We start from the raw sequence: 23156 nt of genomic DNA on the forward strand, positions 1-23156 counted from the left end.
TCGTTTTCGCGCCGCTGACGTCGGTGCCGCAAACGATGGCCGCCTCCTCAAGCGTCCTTCGGCTGCGGTTTGCGGCTCCGCCGGAAGGCGAAGCTGCCTGTTGTTGCTGGCCTGCCGCTGTTGCGGTCAGGCGCGCTTCTGGCCGACGAAGCGTCCGGCACCATCGGGCGTCGGCAGTTGCGCGTGGGCTTCAGTGATCGCGCGGAGCTTGCTCAGCACCGCCTCGGGTGCCGCGACCGCCTTGCCGGCCTTGCTGTCGACATGCAGCATCATCTGTTCGGCGGTGGCGACGGCCTCGTTGGTTGCGGCGTTGTAGATCGTCGAAAAGATGTGCAGACGCTTATCGTCCGACGACAGGACCTGGCAGGTCGAGTAGAGCGCCTCGCCGAGCTTGGCTTCGCCAAGGTTCCGGATATGGGTCTCGACCGTGTAGTAGCTGTGACCGTCGCGGACATAGTCGAGGTCGACGCCGATCAGGCGCAGCACGCCGTCGGAGGTGTCGCCGAAGACCTGGAGATAACGGTGCTCGGTCATGTGGCCGTTGTAATCGACCCAGGCGGCGCTGACCTTGGTGTCGAGGATGCGCAGCGGCTTGACGTCGCCGAGGTCGGCTTCCGGCTTCCGGGCGTTGGCCCAGAGCTTGGCCTCGAAATCGGCAAGCAGCTTGCCCGCACCCCAGCCTTCGCCGCCGTTACCGGATTTCAGCGCATGCATGATGCCGACGAGGTTTTCGTCGCGGATGCGTTCGAGCTCGCGGATCGAGCGACCGGCGGCCTGCGCGTCCGACTGGGCGCCGATCTTTTCGACCAACGCATCGTCGAGGTCGACGACGTCGGTGAACTTCGTCCAGGGCCATTTCAGGCAGGGGCCGAACTGGGCGAGGAAGTGGCGCATGCCGGCCTCGCCGCCGGCGATGCGGTAGGTCTCGAACAGGCCCATCTGCGCCCAGCGCATGCCGAAGGAATAACGCATGACGTTGTCGAGCGTTTCGGTATCGCAGATGTCGTCCTGGATCAGCCAGAGCGCCTCGCGCCAGAGCGCCTCGAGCAGGCGGTCGCCAACGAAGGCCTCGATCTCCTTGGCGATGACGACGCCCTTCATGCCGATCTGCTCGACGCCCTGCATGGCGCGCTCGATCGTCGCCTTCGACGTCTTCTTGCCGCCGACGAGCTCGACGAGCGGCAAGAGGTAGACGGGGTTGTAGGGATGCGCCACGAACATGCGCTCGGGGTGGTGCATCTCGGACTGCAGGTCGGAGGGCAAAAGGCCTGAGGTGGAGGACCCGATCAGCGCATCGGGCCTTGCGGCGGCATCGATCTTGGTGATCACGCCGCGCTTCAGTTCCAGCCGCTCCGGCACGCTTTCCTGAATCCAGTCAGCACCTTCGACCGCTTCCTCGATGCTCTTGCAGAAGGTGAGTTTTCCCTTCGGCGGCAACGGCGCCATGGTCAGCATGGCATAGGCGCGCTCGGCATTGGCCATGACTTCGCCGATGATGCGCTCGGCTTCCGGATGCGGGTCGAAGATTTTTACGTCGATGCCGGCAAGCGCAAAGCGCGCCACCCAGGCGCCGCCGATGACGCCGCCGCCGACGCAGGCTGCTTTGGTGATAAAGCTCATGGTGTCCAGTCCTTGCTCAGCGCTTCGTCAGCTTCAGTTTCTCGCGGACCTCTTTCGGTCCGATGATCTTGGCGCCCATGCCCTCGATGACGCCAACCGCCTTTTCGACGAGCTGACCGTTGGTGGCGAGCTGGCCCTTGCCGATATAGAGGTTGTCTTCGAGGCCGACGCGGACGTTGCCGCCGGCAAGGATGGCTGCGGCCGGATAGGCGAGCGCGTTGCGGCCGATAGAGAAGGCGGAGAAGGTCCAGTTGGCGGGCACGTTGTTGACCATGGCCATGAAGGTGTTGAGGTCGTCGGGCGCGCCCCACGGAATGCCCATGCAGAGCTGGATCAAGACCGGATCCTCGATCAGGCCTTCCTCGACCAGCTGCTTGGCAAACCAGAGGTGGCCGGTGTCGAAGGCTTCGATCTCCGGACGCACGCCAAGGGCGGTCATCTGGCGGGCCATTTCGCGCAGCATCGACGGCGTGTTGGTCATGACGTAGTCGCCGAGCGAAAAGTTCATGGTGCCACAGTCGAGCGTGCAGATTTCCGGCAGACATTCGGCCACGTGGGCGACGCGCTCGGTGGCGCCGGCCATGTCGGTGCCTTTCTCGCTGAGCGGAAGCGGGCTTTCGACGTTGCCGAAGATCAGGTCCCCGCCCATGCCGGCGGTCAGGTTCAGCACCATGTCGACATCGGCAGAGCGGATACGGTCAGTCACTTCCCTGTAGAGATCGAGCCTGCGGGCCGGCGCGCCGGTCTCCGGATCGCGGACGTGGCAGTGGACCACGGCAGCGCCGGCCTTGGCCGCCTCGACAGCCGCTTCGGCGATCTGTTTCGGCGTGATCGGCACGTGGCTGGACTTTGAAACGGTGTCTCCCGAGCCGGTGACGGCACAGGTGATGAATACCTCGCGGTTCATGCTGAGCGGCATTGCTGTCTCCCTTTTATTGCGCCCATTACGAGCCAAGAAAGACCGCGTTGCTTTTCATTATCGGCTTCATTCTATACATTATCGGCGACAGAGTGGAGAAGTTTGGGCATGGATCAGAACGTTTCGCAGGTGCAGCACGTCGATGTCCTGGTGCTGCCGGAGACCAATCTGATCCTCGTTGCCTCAGTCATCGAGCCGATGCGTGCCGCCAACCGCATTGCCGGCCGCCCGCTCTACGACTGGACGATCTTCAGCCCCGACGGTGCGCCGATCGAAACGAAGAGCGGCATCCCCATTCCGGTCTCCGGTATCTTCCGGCCGCAGCGCGAGACGTCGCCGCTTTTCATCCTCTCGAGCTACAACTGGCAGCGCAGCGCCACTTCGCAGCTAAAGATGCTGCTCTCGCAGACCGCGCGGCACCGCGAGCTGATGGCCGGCATCGAATCCGGCTCCTGGCTGCTTGCCGAGACCAGCCTGCTCGACAATTTCAAGGCGACGACCCACTGGGAGGATTTCGAGGATTTCACCGCTGCCTACCCGCAGGTGACGATGGTGCGCGAGCGCTTCGTCATCGACGGCAAGCGCATCACGACCGGTGGCTCGCTGCCGACGCTCGACCTGATGCTGGAGCTGATCCGCCGGGCGCATGGCTATTCGCTGGCACTCGAAGTCTCCCGCCTCTTCATCTACGAGCAGGAGCGCACCCGCGGCGATCTCCTGCAGATGCCGACGATCGGCAACATGCGCATCCTCGATCCACGCGTCGGTGCCGCCGTCAAGCTGATGGAGGAAACGGTGGAAGCGCCCTTGACGCTCGCCAGGCTCGCCCGCCGCATCGGCGTCAGCACCCGGCATCTGCAAGATCTCTTTCGCGACACGATGGGCGTTGCGCCGCACGAGCACTACCTGGCGCTTCGTCTCAATGCGGCGCGGCGCAAGGTGATCGAGACGCGGATGGAATTTGCTGACATTGCCGCGATCTCCGGCTTCAACTCGTCGTCTTCTTTCTCGCGCAGCTACAGGGCGCACTACCGTGAAAGCCCGAGCGAAACGCGCAGGCGGCTGAAGCTGAAGAGCTGAGCGCGCGCTTCAAGTATCGATTCAAGTGGGAATTTCAGAGTCGTTTCAGACGTTTGGCGGCCGATGATCAGGAACTGATTCCGCCGGCGATCTCGTCTCGGTGCTCATCTTCATCATCGAAATCATCAACTCGCCGATCTCGGCGGCGAAGGCGCCGCGCGGCCAGACGAGTGTCAGCGACTGCCGATAGGCGGGGCCGAGCCGGATCATGGCTGGCGGGCGATGCACGCGGGCGAGCGAGGATTGCGGCAGCACCGAGAGATAGCCGTGCTGGCGAACGAGGTTGATGATGACGGGGATGGAATCGACCTCGACGAGGGTGATGCGCCGCCGTTCGGCTTCATCAAGCGTGTCGTCGAGGAAGCGCGCGGCCTCGCGGCGAAGGCCGCTCCGGACGCTCGGCACCGCGATCGGGCAGGCGGCGAGCAGCCGGGGCAGGTTGCCGCCCAGTTCCGAAAGGGCGGAGGCTGGCCCCGCCAGCACCAGCGGCGTCTGCGACACCAGCCGGCCGTCGCAGTCGGCCGGGATCTCGGCGACATCGAGCAGCGCGGCATCGAACCGTCGGCTGCGAAGGCCGACGAGCAGTTCGTCGGCCGTGGTGCTGGAAATGAACAGTGGTTGGCGCGGGCGGGCGCGGTGCCAGTTCGCCGTCAGGGCCGCCAGCATGCGGGCGATCTCGCTTTCCGGACCAAGCGGCATGACGGCGCCGAGCCGCCAGGTGGCGACGTCGCGGCGAAAGCGGTCGGCAGAGGCGTGGGTCAGCCGCGCCCAGATATCGAGCAGGGCCTCGCTGAGAGGAATGATCCGCTCCGCGGTTGGCGTAGAGAGGACCCCGCCATGGGAGCGTTCGAACAGCCTGGTGCCGAGATGGCGTTCGAGATCCGCCATCTGCCGCGTCAGTTGCGGCTGGCCGAGGCTGAGCGCCTTTGCCGTGGCACGGATGCTGCCGGAGCGGGCGATGCGCACGAAGCGGTCGAGCGCGACGAGGCCGATCGGCGGCACGGGGGCGGTCGTCTCCCGTCCGACGCCTTCCAGGATGGCGGTGATCTTGCCGGTTGCCTCTTCGACGTCGACGGCGCGCGCGCGCGCTACGAGCGTCACCACCAGCGCTGTTTCTTCCCGACGGAAGAGCGGCATGGAGATCGCCTGCTCGAAGCGCTTGACCGCGGCGCTCACGCTCGACGGCGCCCGGCCGCAGAGAATTGCGGCGCGGCGAACGCCACCTTCACGAAGCACCGCATCGACCAAAGCGATCGTCGCCATATCCATTCCAATGACCCCGGACGTGGCACCTTCACCAGGTGCGTTCTGAAATATGCATCACCCGTTCCGGATTTGGGATATAGCATGGATGCGCGATAAGCGCATAGCATGCATGAAGCACCCCGGCGTTTTCGAGCGTCGGGTGCGAGACATCAGAGCATCCGCGCACCGTTTCGAAACCGAAGCGCGCTCGGCGCGGAAGGATATTTATCGGCATGCTGTATCAGGTCAAAACCACCGTTCTCTGCGGGAAACCGCTGGACTTCGCGACGCTCGAGGATATCGGGGCGGGAAGGGCGCGACCGGTGGCCGACGACGGCGGCATGGAACGGGTGGCCGCCGCCCACAAGGTGGTTGCCGAACGTGTCGCGATGGGGCTTCCCGTCTACGGCTCCAACACCGGCGTCGGTTCGATGAAGGACCGGCTCTGGACCGCCGACGATCTCGCCGAATTCAACAATGCGCTGGTCAGAGCCCACCATTTCGGCACCGGCGAATTCTTTGCGCCGGCGATCGTACGCATGGCGATCGCCATCCGCGTGAACACGGCGATGCGGGGCCACACCGGCTGCAGCCCGGACCTGATCCGGGCGTTTCTGGCACTCAGCGAGCACGACATCATTCCGGCGGTGCGCCGCCACGGCTCCATGGGCTGCGCCGATATCGGGCTGATGGGCCAGATCGCCTCGGTGCTGACCGGTGTCGGCGAGGCCTATTACCAGGGGCGCCTCGTTTCGGCCGATACGGCGCTTGCCGAGGCGGGTCTCAAGCCGTTCGTCATGCAGCCGCGCGATGCACTGGCGGCTCTCAGCGTCAACGCCATTTCCTTTGCCGCTGCCGTAAACGTGCTGCGCGAGGCGGCGGCCGCGATCCGCGTGTTGCTCGTCACCGGCGTCATGTCGTCTCAGGCGCTCGGTGCCTCCGCCGACCCGTGGCGGGTGGCCGCGACGCTCTCGACCCGCGGCGAGGCGCTGGTCGGCTCCTGGCTCTATGGCCAGTCCGGCATTTCCGACTGGCCGTTACCGACGGCGATCCACGATCCCTTGAGCCTGCGCATGACCGCCCAGGTCTTCGGCGCGGTCGTCGATACGCTGCTGGTCGCCGCCGGCCGGCTGGTGGAGCAGACCTATCTCTCCGACGACAACCCTGTTGTCATCGGCGGCCAGGTCCATTCCTCCGGCGCATCGCTGCCGCTGACGACGACGCTCTATATCGAGGCGGCGCAGATCGCCTTTTCCCATGCGGCGCGCAATGTTTTGAACCGCTGCATCCTGCTGTCGAACGGCGGACGCCGCAATCTCTCGGTCAATCTGGTGGCGCCGGGGGAAGTCGCGACCGGGCTCGGGCCGCTGATGAAGCTTGCGGTCGAACTCTATATGCGCGTGCAGTCGCTCGCCGTGCCGCTTTCGGCGCAGTCGATCGTGGTTGCCGGCGGTCTCGAAGAGGAGGCGACCTTCCTGCCGCTGATCGTCGAGCGCATGGAAACCCAGGTGCGCGATCTGCGCCAGCTCGCCGCGATCGAGGCGATGCTTTCGGCCCAGGCGATCGATCTCGTCGGCGACCAGCCGCAGGGGATCGTCAAGCGCGCCTATGACCAGACCCGTTCGGTCAGCCCCATGTATCTCAAAGACCGGCCGCTCTCGAAGGAGATCGAGGCGCTGCAGGATGCGTTCACCTGCCACGACCTGTTGCGCTCCTTCGTCGCTCTGGCGCCGATGCCGGAATTCGACGACTTCTTCGCGCTCGACAAATAATCCGACTGGGAGAGCAGCATGTCCGATTTCGATCTCGTTCTGAAAGGCACCGTTGTTCTCCCCGAAAGGATCGTCGAGGGCGGCCACGTGGCGGTGCGCGACGGCAAGGTGGTGCATGTCGGGCAAGGGGCTGCACCCGCCGCGCGGGAGCGGCATGATCTCGGCAACGCGCTGATCCTGCCCGGGGCCGTCGACGCGCAGGTGCATTCGCTGTCGCAGAAGAACCAGGAGGATTTCCTGTGGTCGACCCGTTCGGCGGCGGCCGGCGGTGTGACCACCATTGTCGACATGCCCTATGACGAGGGCAATCTCGTCTGCTCTGCCGAAGCCCTTCGCCGCAAGATCGACCATGCGGGACCGCAGGCGCGCGTCGACTTCGCGCTTTATGGCACCGTGGACCCGGAGGAGGGACCGGCGCGCATCGGCGAGATGGTGGAGGCGGGTGTCGCCGCCTTCAAGTTCTCGACCTTCGGCACCGATCCAAAGCGCTTTCCCCGCATTCCGGCAGCCCTTCTCGAAGACTGCTTCCGGGCGATCGCGCCGACCGGGCTTTCAGCCGGCGTCCACAACGAGGATGACGAGGCGGTGCGTGCCGCGATCGACAAGGTCAAGGCGGCTGGCATCACCGACTACCGCGCCCATGGGCTGTCGCGTCCGCCGCTGACGGAACTGCTCGCCACCAACCAGATCTACGAGACGGGTGCCGCCACCGGCTGCCCGGCGCATGTGGTGCACTGCTCGCTCGGGCGCGGCTATGAGATTGCCGCCGCCTATCGCGCCCAGGGCTACAAAGCGACGATCGAGTGCTGCATCCACTATCTGACGCTCGACGAGGAAAACGATGTTCGCCGTCTCGGCGGCAAGGCCAAGATCAACCCGCCGATCCGGCCGCGCGCCGAGGTGGAAAAGCTCTGGCGGCACGTGGCCGACGGCACGGTGACGATGGTCTCGACCGATCACGTCAGCTGGTCTGAGGATCGCAAGGCCAATCCGGACATGCTGGCGAACGCATCTGGCGTGCCGGGGCTCGAAGTCATGGTGTCGCTCTTCGTCAAGGGCGCGCTGGAGCGCGGCATTCCCTTGACGCGCGCAGCCGAGCTGATGACGCTGAACCCGGCCAGGCATTTCCGTCTTGATCATCAGAAGGGTGCGCTGGAAGCTGGAAAGGATGCCGACATCATCGTCATGACGCCGGAGCCCTATGTCTATGATGCGGCCGAGAGCGGTCACAACGTCGTCGGCTGGTCGCCCTATAATGGCATTCGACTGCCCTGGCGGGTTTCATCGACCTATCTGCGGGGCAGACTTGCCTTCGATGGTCGCCAGGTTTTGGCCGAGCCGGGCGCGGGACAGTTTGTCCGGCCGCTCGCCACTTTGGCTCTGTAAAGCGGGATGCGGAAAAGTGCGTGCGGTTTTCCGCCCGCATCCCGCATCGAGATTTAGGAAATGTGATGAGCAAGACCGCCCACAAAGTTCCGGCCAATCTGCCCGTCAATGCCAGCCGCATTGCCGGCATCGTCAGCGGCCTGGCAGGTATCACCGAGCCGGACCGGCCCTACACACGCCGCGCCTTCACGCCGCTGTTCCTCGAAGGCCGGGCCTTTCTCGACCGGCGTTTTCGCGCGGCCGGGCTTGAAACCCGCATCGACGCCGCCGGCAACCTGATCGGCCGGCGCAAGGGGAAAAAGTCGGCGCTCGGCACCATCCTGCTCGGCTCCCATTCCGACACGGTGCCGGATGGCGGCCGCTTCGATGGCATCGCCGGCGTGGCGGCGGCGCTTGAAGTGGCGCGCGCGCTTTCTGACAACGGCATCGACCTCGACCACGATCTGGAGATCGTTGATTTCCTGGCCGAGGAAGTGTCGATCTTCGGCGTTTCCTGCGTCGGCAGCCGCGGCATGGCGGGCGTGCTGCCCGATGGGTGGCTCAGCCGCACGCAAGGGGATCTGAGCCTCAGGCAGGGTATCGTCGAAGTGGGCGGTGACCCCTCCAGGCTTTCCGGCTCGAAACGCTCCGACATCAAGGCCTTCCTCGAACTGCACATCGAACAGGGGCCCATACTGGAGACTGGGCGGCTCGATGTCGGGGTGGTCACCGCCATCTCGGGCATCACCCGCATCGAGATCATCGTCGAGGGCCAAGCGGACCATGCCGGTACGACTCCGATGGGGCATCGGCGCGACGCGCTGGTTGCCGCCTCGCATCTGGTGCTGGAGATCGAGCGGCTGGCGACGGAATTTTCTCACGGCGACGGGCATTTCACCGCGACGGTCGGTGAATTCTCGATCGAGCCGAATGCAGCCAATGTGGTGCCGTCTCGCGTCCGGCTGCTGATCGATGCGCGTGCCGAGCTGCGGCCGCAAATGGAGCGGTTTCTGGCAACGCTCGGCTCCCTTTGCCAGGGTGTCGCCGAGGCGTCGGGCGTGACGATCCCACCCGCCAATGTGATCTCGGACAACCACCCGACGCCGGGCGATCCGCTCCTGCTTTCAACGCTCGAAGAAAGCTGCGATGCGATCGGCGCCAAGCATCGGCGCATGGCCTCCGGCGCCGGTCACGACACCGCCTGGATGGGACGCATCACCCGTTCGGCGATGATCTTCATTCCCTGCCTCGGCGGGCGCTCGCATGCGCCGGAGGAGTGGGCCGAAAACGATGATATCGCGCTCGGCGCGGCCGTTCTCTTCGATGCGGTGAAGCGACTCGACAAGAAATTGCAGGAGAAGGTGTGAGATGGGCCGGATACTGAAGGAAAAGGATGTCGAGGCAGCGGTCAAGGGCGGTTCCGTCTATGCCGCCGGGGGCGGCGGCTGGGCCGATCATGGCCGCATGCTCGGCTATGCAGCGGTCTCGATCGGCAAACCCGAGCTCGTCTCGATCGACGAACTCGAGGCACAGGACTGGGTGGCGACGGCCGCCGCGATCGGTGCACCGGCCTCGACCACGCCTTGGGAGATGCGTGGGGTCGATTACGTCAAGGCCGTGCAGCTGTTGCAGGAGGCGCTCGGCGAGAAGCTCTCGGGGCTCATCATCGGCCAGAACGGCAAGTCTTCGACGCTGAACGGCTGGCTGCCGTCGGCGATCCTCGGCACCAAGGTGGTGGACGCGGTCGGCGACATCCGCGCGCACCCGACCGGTGACATGGGCTCGATCGGCCTTGCCGGCTCGCCCGAGCCGATGATCCAGACGGCGGTCGGGGGAAACCGCGAGGAAAACCGCTACATCGAGCTGGTGGTGCGCGGCGCCACGGCCAAGGTCTCGCCGGTCTTGCGCACCGCCTCCGACATGTCCGGCGGCTTCATTGCCTCCTGCCGCAATCCGGTCAGGGCATCCTATGTGAAAGCCAATGCGGCGCTGGGCGGCATCTCGCTGGCGCTGGCGCTCGGCGAGGCGATCATCGCGGCGGAAGCCAAGGGCGGCAGCGCAGTGATCGACGCGATCGTCAAGACGACCAATGGCGCGATCCTCGCCGAGGGCACGATCACCGACAAATCGGTCGTCTATACCAAGGAAGCCTTCGACATCGGCACGGTGACGCTGGGGAAGGGCGCTGACTCAACGGTATTGCACGTGATGAACGAGTATATGGCGGTTGACTCTGCGGAAGGCACGCGGCTTGCGACCTTCCCCGACGTCATCACCACGCTGTCGCCGGAGGGCGAGCCTTTGAGTGTCGGCCAGCTGCAGGTGGGCATGAGGATCTTCGTGCTGCATGTGCCGAAGACGGTGATCCCGCTGTCCTCCAGCGTGCTCGACCCGACGGTCTATCCATCGGTCGAAAAGGCGATGGGCATCGAGCTTGCCCGCTACGCGCTTTCCGGCCGTAGCTGACGGGAGCAGGGTGATGGCGCGCGATGCAGGGCTAGAGGAACTAATCCGCGAAGAGCTCGGTGACCGCGCCGGGATTTCGGAAAAGGCCATGTTCGGCGGCTGGGCCTATCTGCTTCAAGGCAACCTGCTTCTTGGCGCGCGCGAGGGCTCTCTGCTCGTGCGCCTCGGCAAGGGCAATGACGGCTGGGCGTTGGCGTTGCCGGATATCGAGCTGATGGTGATGAACGGACGGGCGATGCATGGCTGGGTGCGCGCAGGGGCGGATGCCTATGGCGATGATGCGCTGCGCCGGCGGTTGCTTGATGGGGCGATCGCGTTCGTCGAGACGCTGCCGCCGAAGTGAATGAGGCTCGCTGCCTCGGCGGCGAGCCTCATTGGCCGCTCTCGCCAGTGCGTGTCGGGCCGTCACCACCCGTCGCCACAAGCATGAGAGGCCGCGACTTGCGCGTGCCACGAATGCAAGGGAGCAGGGATCTGCCCCCGCCATAAACGAGAGGCAGCGACCCCCCGTCGCCATGAATGCGTGGGGCAACCACCCCGCCGACAAGACAAAGAGGAACGAGACGATGCCCAAGGCCAATCCCCGTCATCCCGGTTTTCCCATCCCCGGTGGAGCGGAGTTGCGCGCCAAGGGCTGGCGGCAGGAAGCGCTGCTGCGGCTCCTGGAAAACGTGCTTTCGGTCGGCGAGGATCCTGACAATCTGGTCGTCTATGCAGCACTTGGCAAGGCGGCGCGCAACTGGCCGGCGCACCGGGCTATCGTCAAGACGCTCATCGAAATGGACGAGGACCAGACGCTCGTCATCCAGTCCGGCAAGCCGGTGGGGCTCTTGAAGACCCACGCCAAGGCGCCGCTCGTCATCATGGCCAATTGCAACATTGTCGGCCAATGGGCGAAGGCCGAGGTGTTCTATGATTTGCAGCGAAAAGGGTTGATCTGCTGGGGCGGGCTGACGGCCGGCGCCTGGCAATATATCGGCAGCCAGGGCGTGATCCAGGGCACCTACGAGATCTTCATGCGCATCGCCGAACGCCGTTTCGGCGGCGATCTCTCCGGGCGTTTCGTGCTGACGGCTGGGCTTGGCGGCATGGGCGGCGCCCAGCCGCTTGCCGGCCGGATGGCGGGGGCGGCGATCCTCTGTGTCGATATCGACGCGGAGCGGGCGAAGAAGCGCCGGGAGATCGGCTATCTGCAGGAGATCGCGCCCGATCTCGATACGGCGCTCTCGATGATCGACGCGGCAGTGAAGGACAAGCGGGCGCTCTCCGTCGGCCTCGTCGGCAATGCGGCTGAGATCTATCCGGAGATCGCCCGGCGTGGCATCGTGCCCGACGTCGTCACCGACCAGACGTCAGCGCATGATCTCGTCTACGGCTATGTGCCGAAGGGTATGAGCCTCGACCAGGTGAAATCGCTGCGCGACGACGGCCAGGGGCAATTGATGGCGGCGAGCCGCGCCTCGATCGTCGAGCACGTCAAGGCGATGCTCGACTTCCAGCAAAAGGGCGCGGAAGTCTTCGACAACGGCAACCTCATCCGCACCCAGGCGCGCGAGGGCGGCGTTGCCAATGCCTTCGACATCCCGATCTTCACCGAGGCCTATCTGCGTCCGCTCTTTGCCCGCGCCATCGGCCCTTTCCGCTGGATGGCGCTTTCCGGCGAGGAGAGCGACATCGCCCGGATCGACGATCTGCTGCTCGACATGTTTCCGCACAACCGCATCGTCACCAACTGGATCAGGCTTGCGCGCCAGCATATTCCCTTCGAGGGCCTGCCGGCCCGCATCGCCTGGCTCGGCCACGGCGAACGCACGGCGCTGGCGCGGCGCGTCAACGAACTTGTGGCATCTGGCGAACTCAAAGGCCCGATCGCGTTTTCCCGCGACCATCTCGATGCCGGCGCCATGGCGCATCCGAACATCATGACCGAGCGGATGAAGGACGGCTCGGACGCGATCGCCGACTGGCCGCTACTCGACGCCATGCTGCTCTGCTCCTCCATGGCCGATCTCGTGGTCGTCCATTCCGGTGGTGGCGGTTATGCTGGATACATGACGAGCTGCGGCGTGACCGTTGTTGCCGACGGCACGGTCGAGGCCGACGAGCGCCTCGACTATGCCCTCACCAACGACACCTCGCTTGGCGTCATCCGCTATGCGGATGCCGGCTATGACGAGAGCCTTGAGGAGATCGCCGCCAAGGGCATCGGGCATGTGAAGGTGTAAGGACCTGTGAAGGTGTAAGGACCTGGCGGCGGCTTTGCCATAAGCAGTTTTGCACCTGTCACGGCACTCTGGAATCCATTTCAGGATAAAGAACAACGCTCTCCTGCGCGGTTGGCTCGTTGCGCGCCCCGATAAATACGGCTGGTTGGGCAGCTCGATTAACGGCCACGTGCAACACGTTGGCGGGGATGTACAGATAGTCTCCTGGGTGCATCACATCCCGGTGCTGGAGTTCATCGCCACTCCATAGTTCCAGCTCTTCGCCGCTCAACATGTAGAAGGCAGTTTCGTGGCGCTCATGCACATGCGCCTTGGTGCGCTTTCCGGGCGGTATCGTAGCGATACCGAGCCACAATGCGGTGGAGCCAACCGACTCTGCACTAACGCCGGGCAGGTAATCGGGGCCCTGTTCAGCCCGGTAACCGGCGTCCCCTTTGGATACGAGGGCCTTGCCCCGCGAGAAGCCTGGACGCGCGTCGGTTCGTTCTTCTGAAATCGTCATTTTTCGGTCTCCTCTGTGGTAGTCTGGTCGACCTACGCAAAGGATCGCAAGAAGACCGGCTGGAGTCCTGAATGGGAGGGCGAAAAGTTCCGAATTCTTCCGAAGACGTCGTGGCCGATAGTGTCGAGCCGCAACTGTTCGCGTTCGGGACATTCATCCTCGACATGGAGCGCGGCGCACTGACGTGTGAAGGGCGGCGGGTCGCAATTGGCCATAAGGGCTTGTTGCTGCTGCACGCGCTGGTGCAAGCGTCGATGCAGGTCGTGAGCAAGTCCGCGCTGATGGAGGCAGCCTGGCCCGCGGCTGTCGTCGAGGAGAGCAATCTCTCGGTTCAGATCGCTGCCTTGCGCAAGATGCTGGGCCCTCAACCGGAGGGGAACGAATGGATCGCCACCGTGCCGCGTGCGGGCTATCGTTTTGCCGCCCGGGTGAATAGCCTGCATCCGGCTGCCGCTGATGCGTCGCCGGCACTGCCAGGTTCGCCCGCGAACCCGGGCAGACCATCGATCGTGGTCCTACCGTTTGCAAATCTGAGCAGTGACAAGCAACAGTCGTATCTGGTTGATGGCATCACCGAAGATGTGATCACCGCGCTTACGAGATTTCGGTGGTTTCGGGTCATCGGGCGCAATTCAAGTTTCGTCTACAAGCACAAGTCGGTGAGCGCCAAGCAGGTGGGCCGAGACCTGGATGTCGATTACGTGCTCGAAGGAAGCGTGCGCCGCTCCGGCGGCCGTCTTCGGGTCTCCACGCAACTGGTCGAGACCACCTCGGCCAGCCAGGTCTGGGCCGAACGGTATGACCTGGAAATGGAAGAGGCATTCGCAGTTCAAGACGCCATCGCGGAGAGAGTTGCAGGTGCGATTGAACCAGAACTGTTGAAGACGGCGTCATTCCCCTCGCCGGCGCGGCACACGGGAAATTTGTCGGCGTGGGAGATCGTGCGGCAGGGGACCTGGTATTTTCATCAGGTTGGCCAGCAGACCCACTTAATGGCGCGAGAGCTATTCAGGGAGGCGTGTCGGCTTGATCCCGAGCTTGCCGAAGCGCATCTCTGGCTTGGTCGCGTGAGCGCAGGCATCGTCGCCTATGGATGGAGCGAGCTTCCTTCCGATGACATCAGAGAGGGTTTGGACGCCGCCTTGGCAGCCGTTCGGCTCGACGAAAAGAACCCGTACACACACTATGCGCTGGCGATCTGCAGCGCGTACGCGAATGCGCCCGAGCAGGCGGTCCTTGCCGCCGAAAGGGCGATCGAGATCAGCCCGAGTTTCGCCCTTGGCCACCTTGTCCTGGGGATGGCGGAGCTGTTCAGGGGGAACGTGTCCGGTGCCATAGCGTCACTGGAACACGGTCTCATGTTGAACGCCAATGACCCGCAGAACTTCGTCTGGCTGAATTTTCTGGCGCTCGCCCACCTGTTTGCAGGCGACGGAACGAACGCGCTCGCTGCTGCCGTGAAGGCCCAAAAAGTGCGCCCTGCATGGCGGCCGGTCCAAGAAACGCTGGCCTGCTGTTATGCGGCTACTGGGCGTCTTGCAGAGGCTCGATCATCGCGCGCGTTGATGAGCGAAATGGAGAACGCGTCAGGCGATGCTCTAGAGCCGCTAAGACAGCGCAACCCACATTGGCAGGAACGATTGGCGGAATTGTTGCAGCAAATCCCGAGCAACCCGCTTCAGACGCCTCAACGTTCCTGACTTTGCAGGCGATCTGACGACCGTTGCTCCCACCGTTGCTGCTGACGGCGCTCGAGCGTTGAGCCGGTCTCTTGGTGTCGCGCCTGCCGCACGTTACAATGCACGCCTCACTGCCCGGAGGCGATCATGACATCGAGCTTCAATGTGCAGAGTGCTGCCGGCTACGAACAGTTGATGGGCCGGTGGAGCCGGCAGCTTGCGCCGTCATTCATCGACTTTGCGGGTGTTGCCGACGGTGAGCGGGTGCTGGATGTCGGTTGCGGCACGGGCAGCCTTACCTTTGCCTTACCGCGCGCGGCCGATGTCAGCGAGATCGTTGCAATCGACTTTTCGCCTGTTTTCGTCGAAGCGACGATCCGGGCGAGTTCAGATCCGCGGATCAAAGTCCAGCAGGCCGACGCCTGCGCGCTGCCCTTTGCCGATGCATCCTTCGACCGGGCGATGGCGCTGCTGGTGCTGCACTTCGTGCCGGAATCGGGGAAAGCGGTCGCCGAGATGCGCCGAGTCACCCGGCCGGGCGGCGTGGTTTCCGCGGTCGTCTGGGATCATTACGGCGGCATGCCGGGCATGCGCATGGTGCTCGATGTGGCGGCGATGCTGGATGGAAATGCCGAGCAGGTGCGCAGTCGCTATTGTTTCCAGCCGATGATGCGGCCGGGAGAGATGACCGAGAGCTTCGTCGCGAATGGCCTCGCGGACGTCCGGCAGACCTCGCTCCTGATCCGTATGGACTATCAGTCCTTCGCCGATTTCTGGGAACCGATTGCCGCGGGCGAGGGGCCGCTCGGCAAGTATGTCGGCTCACTGGATGCAGGGATGCGGACAAAGCTCGACGCAGCCATCCGCGCCGCCTACGAAGCCGGTCAGCCGGACGGGCCGCGGTCCTTTGCGGCGGTTGCGTGGGCTTGCCGGGGTATCGTTCCCGGGCAATGACGGGCCTTTCATCCGCCGCTTCTCATCTCCGTGCTCGTCACAGAGATCCAGCAGCGCGAGGCAGCTCCTCTCTGAACTCTGGGCTCAGGCCATCACACCACTGTCTCGCCGCCGTCCACCACCAGGATCTGGCCGGTCATGTAGGAGGAGCGGTCGGAAACGAGGAAGAGGATCGACTCGGCGATCTCCTCGACGCTGGCCCAGCGGCCGAGCGGCACCTTTTCGCGGATATAGGATTCGATTGCGCCGCGGCCGCCCATTTGCGCGATGAACGGTTCGTTGAAGGGGGTGTCGACCCAACCGGGGCAGAGCGCGTTGACGCGAATGCCGTGGCGGGCGTAGTCGCCGGCCATCTGTTTGGTCATGGCGATGACGGCGTGTTTGGTGGTCGTGTAGGCGATCATCTCGCGGTCGTAGAGCACGCCCGAGGATGAGGAGGTGTTGAGGATGACGCCGCGGCCGGCGGCGCGCATCGACGGCATGACCAGCCGCGCTGCCATGAAATGGGCGCGGACATTGAGGTTCCAGGAGCGATCGAAGCCGGCGACCTCGACCTCTTCCAGGTCCCCCGCGACCTGGGCGCCGGCGTGGTTGTGCAGAACGTCGATGCGGCCGTGGCGATAGAGGATATCGGCGATGCCGTTAGAAAGGGCCGCGTCATCCGTCACGTCGATGGCGAGCGCCTCGGCGCTGCCGCCTTTGGCGGCGATTGCCTCGACGGCGGTTGCCGCGGCCGAAAGGCTGCGGTCGACGACGACGACATGGGCGCCTTCGCGCGCCATGATGGCCGCACCCGCCTGACCGATCCCGGAGCCCGCTCCGGTCACGATCGCGACCCGGTCTTTCAGGATCATGGTTTCACTCCCCGGATTTCGTTTTCTTTTCCCGCATCAGGATGCGGGCGGTCAGGATCAGAAGCAGCGAGGCGACGAGCACCAGCGTCGCGATCGCGTTGATCTCGGGCGTCACGCCGCGGCGGATCGAGGCGAAGACGTAGATCGGCAGCGTGGTCTTCGAGCCCGCGACGAAGAAGGCGATGATGAAATCGTCGAAGGAGAAGGTGAAGGCCAGAAGAAAGCCGGCAAGGATCGACGGCAGGATCTGCGGCAACACGATCAGCCGGAAGGTGGTGAGCGGTGTCGCGTAAAGGTCGCTCGATGCCTCGACGATATCGCGGCCGAGGCTGGCGATGCGGGCCTTTACGATCATCGTCACTAGCGCCATCGAGAACAGGCCGTGCGCGGCGATGATCGAGCCGTAGCCAAGGCCGAGCTGCGGCGGCTGGTCGCCGGGCCAGATCGTCGCCAGCGCCGGGTTGACGAAGGAGAAGACGGCAACGAGGGCGACCAGCGTGGCGATGCCGATGACGACACCGGGCACGACGATTGCGGCTGCAAACAGCGCATCGAAGATCGCCCGGTTGCGCGGAGCCATCCGCTCCATCCCGAGGGCTGCCATGGTGCCGAAGATTGCGGCGAGCGTGGCGCTGGTGAAGGCGATCAGCAGGCTGTTCTGCAGCGCCGAAACCAGGAAGGTATTTCCAAGCGCCTTGCCGTACCAGGCGGTCGAAAACCCGGTGAACTCGCTCGCATTGCGCCCGGCATTGAAGGAGAACAGGACGACGAGCGCGATCGGGGCGTAGAGGAAGAGGTAGACGGAGGAGATGAAGGCGCGCATCAGACGAGATCCACCTGTCTTGTGCCGGCGACGCGGAAGGCGATGCGCATTGCCACCATCAGGATCACCACGACCACGGCAACCAGCGTGACGGCGATCGCGGAGCCGAACGGCCAGTTTCGCGATTGCAGGAAGAGATCGACCAACGCATTGCCGATGAAGAACACTTTGCCGCCGCCAAGCAGCTGCGGGATCAGATATTCGCCGAGCAGCAGGATCGTCACCAGCGCGACTCCGGTCATGACACCGGGCAAGGAGAGCGGCAGGGTGACGCCGAAGAAGGTCGACACCGGCCTCCCGCCGAGGTCGGCGGAGGCTTCGAGCAGGCGGCGATCGAGTTTTTCGAGGCTCACGTAAATGGGCATGATCATCAGCGGCAGGTAGCCGTAGACGATGCCGAGAAGCACGGCGCCCGGCGTGTTCAACATCCTCACGTCCTCGATGCCGATCATCGAGAGCAGATTGGGGATCCCGCGCGAGCCAAGAATGTACATCCAGGCATAGGTGCGCACGAGCAGGCTCGTCCAGAAGGGCACGACGACGAGCGACACGAGGATCAGCCGGTAGCGCGGGTTCGCCTTGACCGCCAGATAATAGGCGACCGGATAGGCGATCAGCAGGCAGGCGAGCGCGCCGACCGGCGCGAGGATCAGCGTGTTCCAGAAGGCGGCCGCCCGTGTCGGCAGGTTGGCGAATTGGGCAAAGGTGAAGGCTGCCTGATAGCCGCCTTCCGGTGCGCGTTCGCCGAAAGCGAAGACCAGCATGGCGATGAAGGGCAGCACGAGGAAGATCATCAGCCAGGCCGCGGCCGGCGCCACCAGCGCCGCCGTCACCAGGTTTCTCTTCGTGTTCGTTGCCGCGGTCATAAATTCTTCCGTTCGCGTTTCATCAGCACTTCGATGCGAGCGGGAGGGAAAGGCCCCTCATCCGCCTGCCGGCCCCTTCCCCCCGCAGGTGGGGGAAGGGGATTTGTGGCACCCGCCCGGTCCCTTTCTTCCGGCAGAAGCAGGAGGGCGGGGAGCTTGCCGCTTGTTCCTTCTCCCCGCTTGCGGGGAGAAGGTGCCGGCAGGCGGATGAGGGGCAGTCACATGCCAGATCAAGCCGACTTGAAGCGCGCCATCAGTTCGGCGCGGCCGGGGTCGGTGAGGGTCACGGCGGCGCCGAATTCGAGCGGCGTCAGCGCGGCCTCGTCCGGATAGACGATCTTGTTGGAGGTGACGTCGACCGGCAGCAGCTTCATGACGCGGCTGTCGGTGGTCGGTGCGCCGTTGGCGATGTGCTCCTTCATGGCGTTTTCCGGCGCCATCAGATAGTTGAGCAGCGCGTAGCCGGCGGCCTTGTTGGCGGCACTCTTCGGGATCGCGTAGAAGTCCGACCAGATCTCGCCGCCGTCCTTGCCGAGCGTGAACAGGATTTCCGGCATGTCGCGGTTGAGCTGGGCGCCGTCATTGGTCCAGCACATGGTCATCCAGGCATCGGTCGCGCGCATCGACGGCTGGTAGTCGCTGTTGATGGCGTAGAGGTGCGGCTTCACCTTGATCAGCAGTTCCTCGGCCTTGGCGAGTTCGTCCGGCTTGATCGAGTTGAAGGAATAGCCGAGCGACACCAGCGCGTTGCCGATGGTCGTGAGCTGGTAATCGTGCACCATGGCGCGGCCGTCGCCTTCGGTCATGGCGATCTCGAAGAATTCCTTCCAGCTCGTCACCGGCTTCTTGATCTTCGCCGAATTGACCGCGATGCCGGTCGTGCCCCAGTTCTTCGGCACGGCATAGGTCTTGCCGTCGACGATGCCTTCGTTGGTGAAGCGCGCCGTCTCGGTCGACGCGTCGTAGTTCGCAAGCTTGGAAAGATCGAGTTCGTCGATGAGGCCAAGCTTCACATAGGTCGAGATCGTGTAGTTGGTGGGAACGAAGAGGTCCCAGCCGGTGCCGCCGGCCTGGAGTTTCGCCAGCATCTCTTCGTTGGAGCCGAAGACGTTGACCTCGACGGCAACGCCGGTGGCCGCCTGGAAGGCTTCGAAGGTCGCCGGATCATGGTAGTTCGGCCAGGTGGCGATCGACATCTGCGTGCCGAGGTCGCCGGCAAAGGCGGTGGAATTGAAGAGGCCGGGCTGGCGCGCGAGCACGGCGGTCGCAAGACCGAGGCCGGTGACGCCGAGGAAGTGGCGGCGCGTGACCGAGCCGCGCTTCAGGCGCATCAGTTCGTCCGCGAGCTGGTCGGCGGTGATAGGGGCATTTTCTCTGTACCATTTGCTCATGACGCTGTTCCCTTTATCGTTTGACGTTCATGCGTAGGCGGCAGAACCGGCTTCGGAAGCCGGGCGATGTCAGGCTGGAAAGACGTGAAGCGCGTTCGGATCGAAGGCGAGGCCGACCTTTTCGCCGGGCTCGACCAGTTCGCTGTCGCCGAGCGTGCGGCGGTCGGCCGTCACGAGGAAGTCGCCGAGACCGTCGACCGCGACGGAATATTCGACCGCTGACCCCAGGAAGATCCGGTGGGTGACGGTGCCGGCCAGCGCCGCCGTGCTGACGGCACCGTTGCGCGTCAGGCGAATCGCCTCGGGCCGGAGTGCCACCATGGCCGCCCCCCGTGTGCCGTTGATCGCGGGGGCGGCAAAACGCGTGCCGTTGGCGAGCTCGATCGAGGCGTTGCCGTCGACGGTCGCCGAGATGCGGTTGGTCTTGCCGACGAAATCGGCGACGAAGAGGCTTGCGGGCCTGTCGTAGATTTCCTGCGGCGGGCCGACCTGGACGATGCGACCGGCATTCATGACGCAGACGAAATCGCTCATCGACAGCGCTTCCTCCTGGTCGTGGGTGACGAGCACGAAGGTGATTCCGAGTTCGCGCTGCAGCGTCTGCAGCTCGATCTGCATGGCGGTGCGCAGCTTCTTGTCGAGGGCGGCGAGGGGCTCGTCGAGCAGCAGCACCTTCGGCTTGTTGACGATGGCGCGGGCGAGCGCCACGCGCTGCTGCTGGCCGCCGGACATTTCGTGGATGCGGCGCTTGCCGAAACCGCCGAGCCGTACCATCTCCAGCGCCTCCTGGGCGCGGCGAGAAATCTCGGCGCCGGCGATGCGCGGCCGCATCTGCTTCAGCCCGTAGGAGACGTTCTGCTCGACGTCGAGATGGGGGAACAGCGCATAGTGCTGGAACACCATGTTGACCGGGCGGCGATAGGCGGCAACGCCATTCATCGGCTCGCCGCTGATGAAGACCGTGCCTTCGCTCGGCTGCTCGAAGCCGCCGATCATGCGCAGACACGTGGTCTTGCCGCAACCCGATGGCCCGAGAAGCGCCATGAAGGCGCCGCGCGGCACCTGAAGATTGATGTCGGAAACGGCCGTCACGGCGCCATAACGTTTGGCGACCGAACGGAACTCGATGTCGTTCGTCGAAGCGGATGTCACGTCTGTTCCCTGCGGTTGTTATCGGATGTCGCCAGGATCTGCATCCTGGCACTCCACCGTCATTGACACACAGCCTAGTCACCGCGTGCCCTGCCGGTATATACCCCGAGAGAGGTATTTCAACGCAGATTGCTCTGTGTGAGGAGTATACCCCAGAGCAGGAACCACCGGCCGGGAGGGCGGTTTGAGCGTCGATCTCGAAGGACTTTTTCAGGTCATGGCGCCGCTGGTGGCGGGTGCCGCGATGGACGACGATGCCGTCGGCTCTACCTATCGGCGGCTGATGTCGACGCTGATGACCTTCGACTACGTGGTTGTCTTTGCCTATCGCGGCAAGGAACGGCCGATCGACCTCTACAGCACATTCAACGCCAAGGATCACGTGCTCTTCGTCAGCCTCTATCAGGCTGGACCGTACCTGCTCGACCCGTTCTACCACGCGGCGATCAAGAGTGAGCCCGGCGTCTGGCGGATGCGGGAGCTGGCGCCCGACCGGTTCTTCTCATCGGAATATTATCGCACCTATTATGTGCAGACGGGGCTTGCCGAAGAGGTCGGCTTCTTCGTGCCGATCGACGAGCAGATCACCGTCGTGCTTTCGCTGATGCGGCGCGAGGCGACGGGGACTTTCAGCGCGACGGAATTCGCGCTGTTGAAGAAGGTGGAGCCGCTGGTCTCCGGCCTGGTGCGCCATCACTGGGCCGATCTCGGCCGCCGGTTCGATGCGGCGCTGGCGAAAACCGGGCGCAGCAGGCGCAAGGCGACGCACCCGCCGGCCGACGGCGTCTGGCAGCATCTCAATCTGACGGACCGCGAAGCCTCGATCATCGAACTGGTGCTGCAGGGCCATTCGTCAGAATCGATCGGCCTCAGGCTCGGCATCTCCACCGGCACGGTGAAGGTTCATCGCCGCAACGTCTATCGCAAGCTCGGCATCTCCTCGCAGACACAGCTTCTGTCGCTCTATCTGAGAAATCTCGGGCAATAATCCTGCGATCCTTGCACCGCTGATCGGCGGTTCGATCTTCCGCCTGCGTTGCCCCTTTTCCGCTTTTGACGAGCTTACGCCGTCTGGCGCTTGCCTGCGACCGCTGCCCCTGCGTGCAGCCGCCGCAACTGCTCAACCGTCTCTTCGCAAACGTGATCGTTCATTTGTCAAACGCTATTGACAAAAATTTCACGCCATGAAATTTCTTTCATTAACGGATAAAAATATCACGCGGTGCAAAAAATATCATGCAGCGCAACAAGAGCCGGGTGGAGACAATGACGATTGGCGGGGCGGGCATTCGTGATGACGAAACCAGCATGGCGACACGGGCGGCCTGGCTGCACTATGCCGGCGGCCTCACCCAGGCGGAGGTCGCCAAGCGCCTGGGGCTCACCTCGCTCAAGGCCCACCGGCTGATCATGAAGGCCAACCAGGAAGGCCTGGTGAAGGTCTATATCGACGGCGAAGTCTCCGAATGCGTGGAGCTTGAACAGGCGCTTTCGGCGCGCTACGGCCTCGACTATTGCGAAGTGGTGCCGGACTTCGACGCCGATGACCTGCCGCTGAAGGCGCTTGGCATTTCCGGCGCACAGTTCCTGAAGCGTGAGATCGAGCGTGGCGAAACGGCGCTGGTCGGAGTCGGTCATGGCCGCACGCTTGCTGCTTGCGTCGAATATCTGCCGCGGATCGCCAGCGGCAACACCCGCTTCGTGTCGCTGCTCGGCGGGCTTACCCGCAAGTTCTCCGCCAACCCGCATGACGTGATCCACCGGCTCGCCGAGCGTACGGGGGCAGAGGCCTATGTCATGCCAGTGCCGTTCTTCGCCAACACGGTCGAGGATCGCGACGTGCTCTTCAGCCAGCGCGGCGTGCGCGAAGTCTTCGATCTCGCCAAGACAGCCGATCTCCTGATGGTCGGCATTGGCACCGTCGAGCGCGAGGCGTCGCTGGTTTCGACCGGCATGATCGAGACCAGCGAGATCGAGGACATCCAGAAGGGCGGGGCGATGGGAGAGTTGCTCGGCCACTTCTTCGACCGCGACGGCAAGCCGGTCGAGACGACGCTTTCCGACCGCACGTTTACGCTCAGCCGCGAGGACCTGAAGAACCGCCGCACGGTCGCTGTTGCCGGCGGCAAGATCAAGGTTCCGGCCATCCGGGCGGTGCTCGCCAGCGGGCAATTAAGCGGTCTCATTACCGACGAGAGGACTGCGAGGGCGCTGGCCGCCGACGGCGCATGAGGCGCTGACAC

The 23156-nt window shown here is 64.3% G+C and carries 20 protein-coding genes; 11 read left to right on the forward strand and 9 right to left on the reverse strand.

All coding sequences use genetic code 11. The features are described 5' to 3' along the window. Nucleotides 1–126 precede the first annotated feature (126 nt). Nucleotides 127–1620 (reverse strand): carnitine 3-dehydrogenase, encoded by a 1494-nt coding sequence (locus OVA00_RS25320; RefSeq protein ID WP_192493349.1) that lies wholly within the window; start codon nt 1618–1620, stop codon nt 127–129. Nucleotides 1621–1636: 16 nt separating this feature from the next. Beyond that, the gene (locus OVA00_RS25325) at nt 1637–2539 is read right to left on the reverse strand and encodes a 3-keto-5-aminohexanoate cleavage protein (protein WP_029742619.1); all 903 of its coding nucleotides are present in this window, start codon (nt 2537–2539) and stop codon (nt 1637–1639) included. A gap of 108 nt (nt 2540–2647) precedes the next feature. On the opposite strand from OVA00_RS25325, the gene OVA00_RS25330 reads away from it, so the two are divergent. Continuing rightward, nucleotides 2648–3619, forward strand: a complete 972-nt coding sequence (locus OVA00_RS25330; protein WP_112771145.1) for a GlxA family transcriptional regulator — start codon at nt 2648–2650, stop codon at nt 3617–3619. A gap of 45 nt (nt 3620–3664) precedes the next feature. Here the strand turns inward: OVA00_RS25330 and OVA00_RS25335 are convergent, their stop codons facing one another. Then, the gene (locus tag OVA00_RS25335) at nt 3665–4882 is read right to left on the reverse strand and encodes a LysR family transcriptional regulator (protein WP_268089815.1); all 1218 of its coding nucleotides are present in this window, start codon (nt 4880–4882) and stop codon (nt 3665–3667) included. 215 nt (nt 4883–5097) lie between these two features. Here OVA00_RS25335 and OVA00_RS25340 point away from each other — a divergent pair, with 215 nt between their 5' ends. From OVA00_RS25340 to OVA00_RS25365, 6 genes are all read left to right on the forward strand, one after another. Continuing rightward, nucleotides 5098–6636, forward strand: a complete 1539-nt coding sequence (locus OVA00_RS25340) for an aromatic amino acid ammonia-lyase (protein WP_034792145.1) — start codon at nt 5098–5100, stop codon at nt 6634–6636. Between the two features lie 18 nt (nt 6637–6654). Continuing rightward, nucleotides 6655–8022 (forward strand): dihydroorotase, encoded by a 1368-nt coding sequence (locus OVA00_RS25345; RefSeq protein WP_268089816.1) that lies wholly within the window; start codon nt 6655–6657, stop codon nt 8020–8022. Between the two features lie 65 nt (nt 8023–8087). After that, entirely contained in the window at nt 8088–9368 is a 1281-nt protein-coding gene (locus OVA00_RS25350; protein ID WP_113504207.1) for a Zn-dependent hydrolase, read from the forward strand. Nucleotide 9369: 1 nt separating this feature from the next. Next, complete coding sequence (locus OVA00_RS25355; RefSeq protein ID WP_060515888.1) at nt 9370–10467, forward strand: DUF917 domain-containing protein; 1098 nt, start codon at nt 9370–9372, stop codon at nt 10465–10467. 13 nt (nt 10468–10480) lie between these two features. After that, nucleotides 10481–10810 (forward strand): TfoX/Sxy family protein, encoded by a 330-nt coding sequence (locus tag OVA00_RS25360; RefSeq protein ID WP_268089817.1) that lies wholly within the window; start codon nt 10481–10483, stop codon nt 10808–10810. A 223-nt stretch (nt 10811–11033) separates the two neighbouring features. Beyond that, nucleotides 11034–12692, forward strand: a complete 1659-nt coding sequence (locus OVA00_RS25365; protein WP_112984957.1) for a urocanate hydratase — start codon at nt 11034–11036, stop codon at nt 12690–12692. A gap of 58 nt (nt 12693–12750) precedes the next feature. On the opposite strand, the gene OVA00_RS25370 is transcribed toward OVA00_RS25365, so the two are convergent. Further along, nucleotides 12751–13194: a cupin domain-containing protein gene (locus OVA00_RS25370; RefSeq protein ID WP_029742629.1), complete on the reverse strand. Its 444-nt coding sequence runs from the start codon at nt 13192–13194 to the stop codon at nt 12751–12753. Between the two features lie 71 nt (nt 13195–13265). Here OVA00_RS25370 and OVA00_RS25375 point away from each other — a divergent pair, with 71 nt between their 5' ends. Both OVA00_RS25375 and OVA00_RS25380 read left to right on the forward strand, forming a co-directional pair. Further along, nucleotides 13266–14894, forward strand: a complete 1629-nt coding sequence (locus OVA00_RS25375) for a winged helix-turn-helix domain-containing tetratricopeptide repeat protein (protein ID WP_127889272.1) — start codon at nt 13266–13268, stop codon at nt 14892–14894. A 126-nt stretch (nt 14895–15020) separates the two neighbouring features. Continuing rightward, nucleotides 15021–15827, forward strand: coding sequence for a class I SAM-dependent methyltransferase (locus OVA00_RS25380; protein WP_134887532.1), 807 nt, complete (start codon nt 15021–15023; stop codon nt 15825–15827). Between the two features lie 92 nt (nt 15828–15919). On the opposite strand, the gene OVA00_RS25385 is transcribed toward OVA00_RS25380, so the two are convergent. The 5 genes from OVA00_RS25385 to OVA00_RS25405 all read right to left on the reverse strand — a co-directional run bounded on the left by OVA00_RS25385 (nt 15920) and on the right by OVA00_RS25405 (nt 20913). Continuing rightward, a complete protein-coding gene (locus tag OVA00_RS25385; protein ID WP_268089818.1) occupies nt 15920–16681 on the reverse strand; it encodes an SDR family NAD(P)-dependent oxidoreductase in 762 nt (253 codons plus the stop codon). A gap of 4 nt (nt 16682–16685) precedes the next feature. Next, the gene (locus tag OVA00_RS25390; protein ID WP_029742634.1) at nt 16686–17504 is read right to left on the reverse strand and encodes an ABC transporter permease; all 819 of its coding nucleotides are present in this window, start codon (nt 17502–17504) and stop codon (nt 16686–16688) included. After that, entirely contained in the window at nt 17504–18370 is an 867-nt protein-coding gene (locus OVA00_RS25395) for an ABC transporter permease (protein WP_029742635.1), read from the reverse strand. Before OVA00_RS25395 ends, OVA00_RS25390 begins: the two co-directional genes overlap by 1 nt. A 230-nt stretch (nt 18371–18600) precedes the next feature. Continuing rightward, a complete protein-coding gene (locus tag OVA00_RS25400) occupies nt 18601–19761 on the reverse strand; it encodes a polyamine ABC transporter substrate-binding protein (RefSeq protein WP_029742636.1) in 1161 nt (386 codons plus the stop codon). Nucleotides 19762–19830: 69 nt separating this feature from the next. Then, entirely contained in the window at nt 19831–20913 is a 1083-nt protein-coding gene (locus OVA00_RS25405; protein ID WP_034792163.1) for an ABC transporter ATP-binding protein, read from the reverse strand. A 244-nt stretch (nt 20914–21157) separates the two neighbouring features. Between OVA00_RS25405 and OVA00_RS25410 the strand changes: the two genes are divergently transcribed. Together OVA00_RS25410 and OVA00_RS25415 are read left to right on the forward strand one after the other, a co-directional pair. Then, a complete protein-coding gene (locus OVA00_RS25410) occupies nt 21158–21901 on the forward strand; it encodes a helix-turn-helix transcriptional regulator (RefSeq protein ID WP_164475044.1) in 744 nt (247 codons plus the stop codon). Nucleotides 21902–22179: 278 nt separating this feature from the next. Beyond that, nucleotides 22180–23145 carry a sugar-binding transcriptional regulator gene (locus OVA00_RS25415; RefSeq protein ID WP_268090368.1) on the forward strand — a complete coding sequence of 322 codons (966 nt, stop codon included), beginning with the start codon at nt 22180–22182 and terminating at the stop codon, nt 23143–23145. The last annotated feature ends 11 nt before the right edge of the window (nt 23146–23156 follow it).

This window comes from Ensifer sp. SL37 (genome assembly GCF_026672675.1).
Taxonomy (GTDB): Bacteria; Pseudomonadota; Alphaproteobacteria; order Rhizobiales; family Rhizobiaceae; genus Ensifer; species Ensifer adhaerens.

Bases quoted from the DNA above. Each gene is read 5' to 3' on its own strand.
- OVA00_RS25385 (WP_268089818.1), bottom strand. From the start codon at position 16,681: ATGATCCTGAAAGACCGGGTCGCGATCGTGACCGGAGCGGGCTCCGGG.
- OVA00_RS25350 (WP_113504207.1), top strand. From the start codon at position 8,088: ATGAGCAAGACCGCCCACAAAGTTCCGGCCAATCTGCCCGTCAATGCC.
- OVA00_RS25410 (WP_164475044.1), top strand. From the start codon at position 21,158: ATGGACGACGATGCCGTCGGCTCTACCTATCGGCGGCTGATGTCGACG.
- OVA00_RS25365 (WP_112984957.1), top strand. From the start codon at position 11,034: ATGCCCAAGGCCAATCCCCGTCATCCCGGTTTTCCCATCCCCGGTGGA.
- OVA00_RS25320 (WP_192493349.1), bottom strand. From the start codon at position 1,620: ATGAGCTTTATCACCAAAGCAGCCTGCGTCGGCGGCGGCGTCATCGGC.
- OVA00_RS25335 (WP_268089815.1), bottom strand. From the start codon at position 4,882: ATGGCGACGATCGCTTTGGTCGATGCGGTGCTTCGTGAAGGTGGCGTT.
- OVA00_RS25355 (WP_060515888.1), top strand. From the start codon at position 9,370: ATGGGCCGGATACTGAAGGAAAAGGATGTCGAGGCAGCGGTCAAGGGC.
- OVA00_RS25370 (WP_029742629.1), bottom strand. From the start codon at position 13,194: ATGACGATTTCAGAAGAACGAACCGACGCGCGTCCAGGCTTCTCGCGG.
- OVA00_RS25345 (WP_268089816.1), top strand. From the start codon at position 6,655: ATGTCCGATTTCGATCTCGTTCTGAAAGGCACCGTTGTTCTCCCCGAA.
- OVA00_RS25390 (WP_029742634.1), bottom strand. From the start codon at position 17,504: ATGCGCGCCTTCATCTCCTCCGTCTACCTCTTCCTCTACGCCCCGATC.
- OVA00_RS25380 (WP_134887532.1), top strand. From the start codon at position 15,021: ATGACATCGAGCTTCAATGTGCAGAGTGCTGCCGGCTACGAACAGTTG.
- OVA00_RS25400 (WP_029742636.1), bottom strand. From the start codon at position 19,761: ATGAGCAAATGGTACAGAGAAAATGCCCCTATCACCGCCGACCAGCTC.
- OVA00_RS25330 (WP_112771145.1), top strand. From the start codon at position 2,648: ATGGATCAGAACGTTTCGCAGGTGCAGCACGTCGATGTCCTGGTGCTG.
- OVA00_RS25360 (WP_268089817.1), top strand. From the start codon at position 10,481: ATGGCGCGCGATGCAGGGCTAGAGGAACTAATCCGCGAAGAGCTCGGT.
- OVA00_RS25395 (WP_029742635.1), bottom strand. From the start codon at position 18,370: ATGACCGCGGCAACGAACACGAAGAGAAACCTGGTGACGGCGGCGCTG.
- OVA00_RS25375 (WP_127889272.1), top strand. From the start codon at position 13,266: ATGGGAGGGCGAAAAGTTCCGAATTCTTCCGAAGACGTCGTGGCCGAT.
- OVA00_RS25325 (WP_029742619.1), bottom strand. From the start codon at position 2,539: ATGCCGCTCAGCATGAACCGCGAGGTATTCATCACCTGTGCCGTCACC.
- OVA00_RS25340 (WP_034792145.1), top strand. From the start codon at position 5,098: ATGCTGTATCAGGTCAAAACCACCGTTCTCTGCGGGAAACCGCTGGAC.
- OVA00_RS25415 (WP_268090368.1), top strand. From the start codon at position 22,180: ATGACGATTGGCGGGGCGGGCATTCGTGATGACGAAACCAGCATGGCG.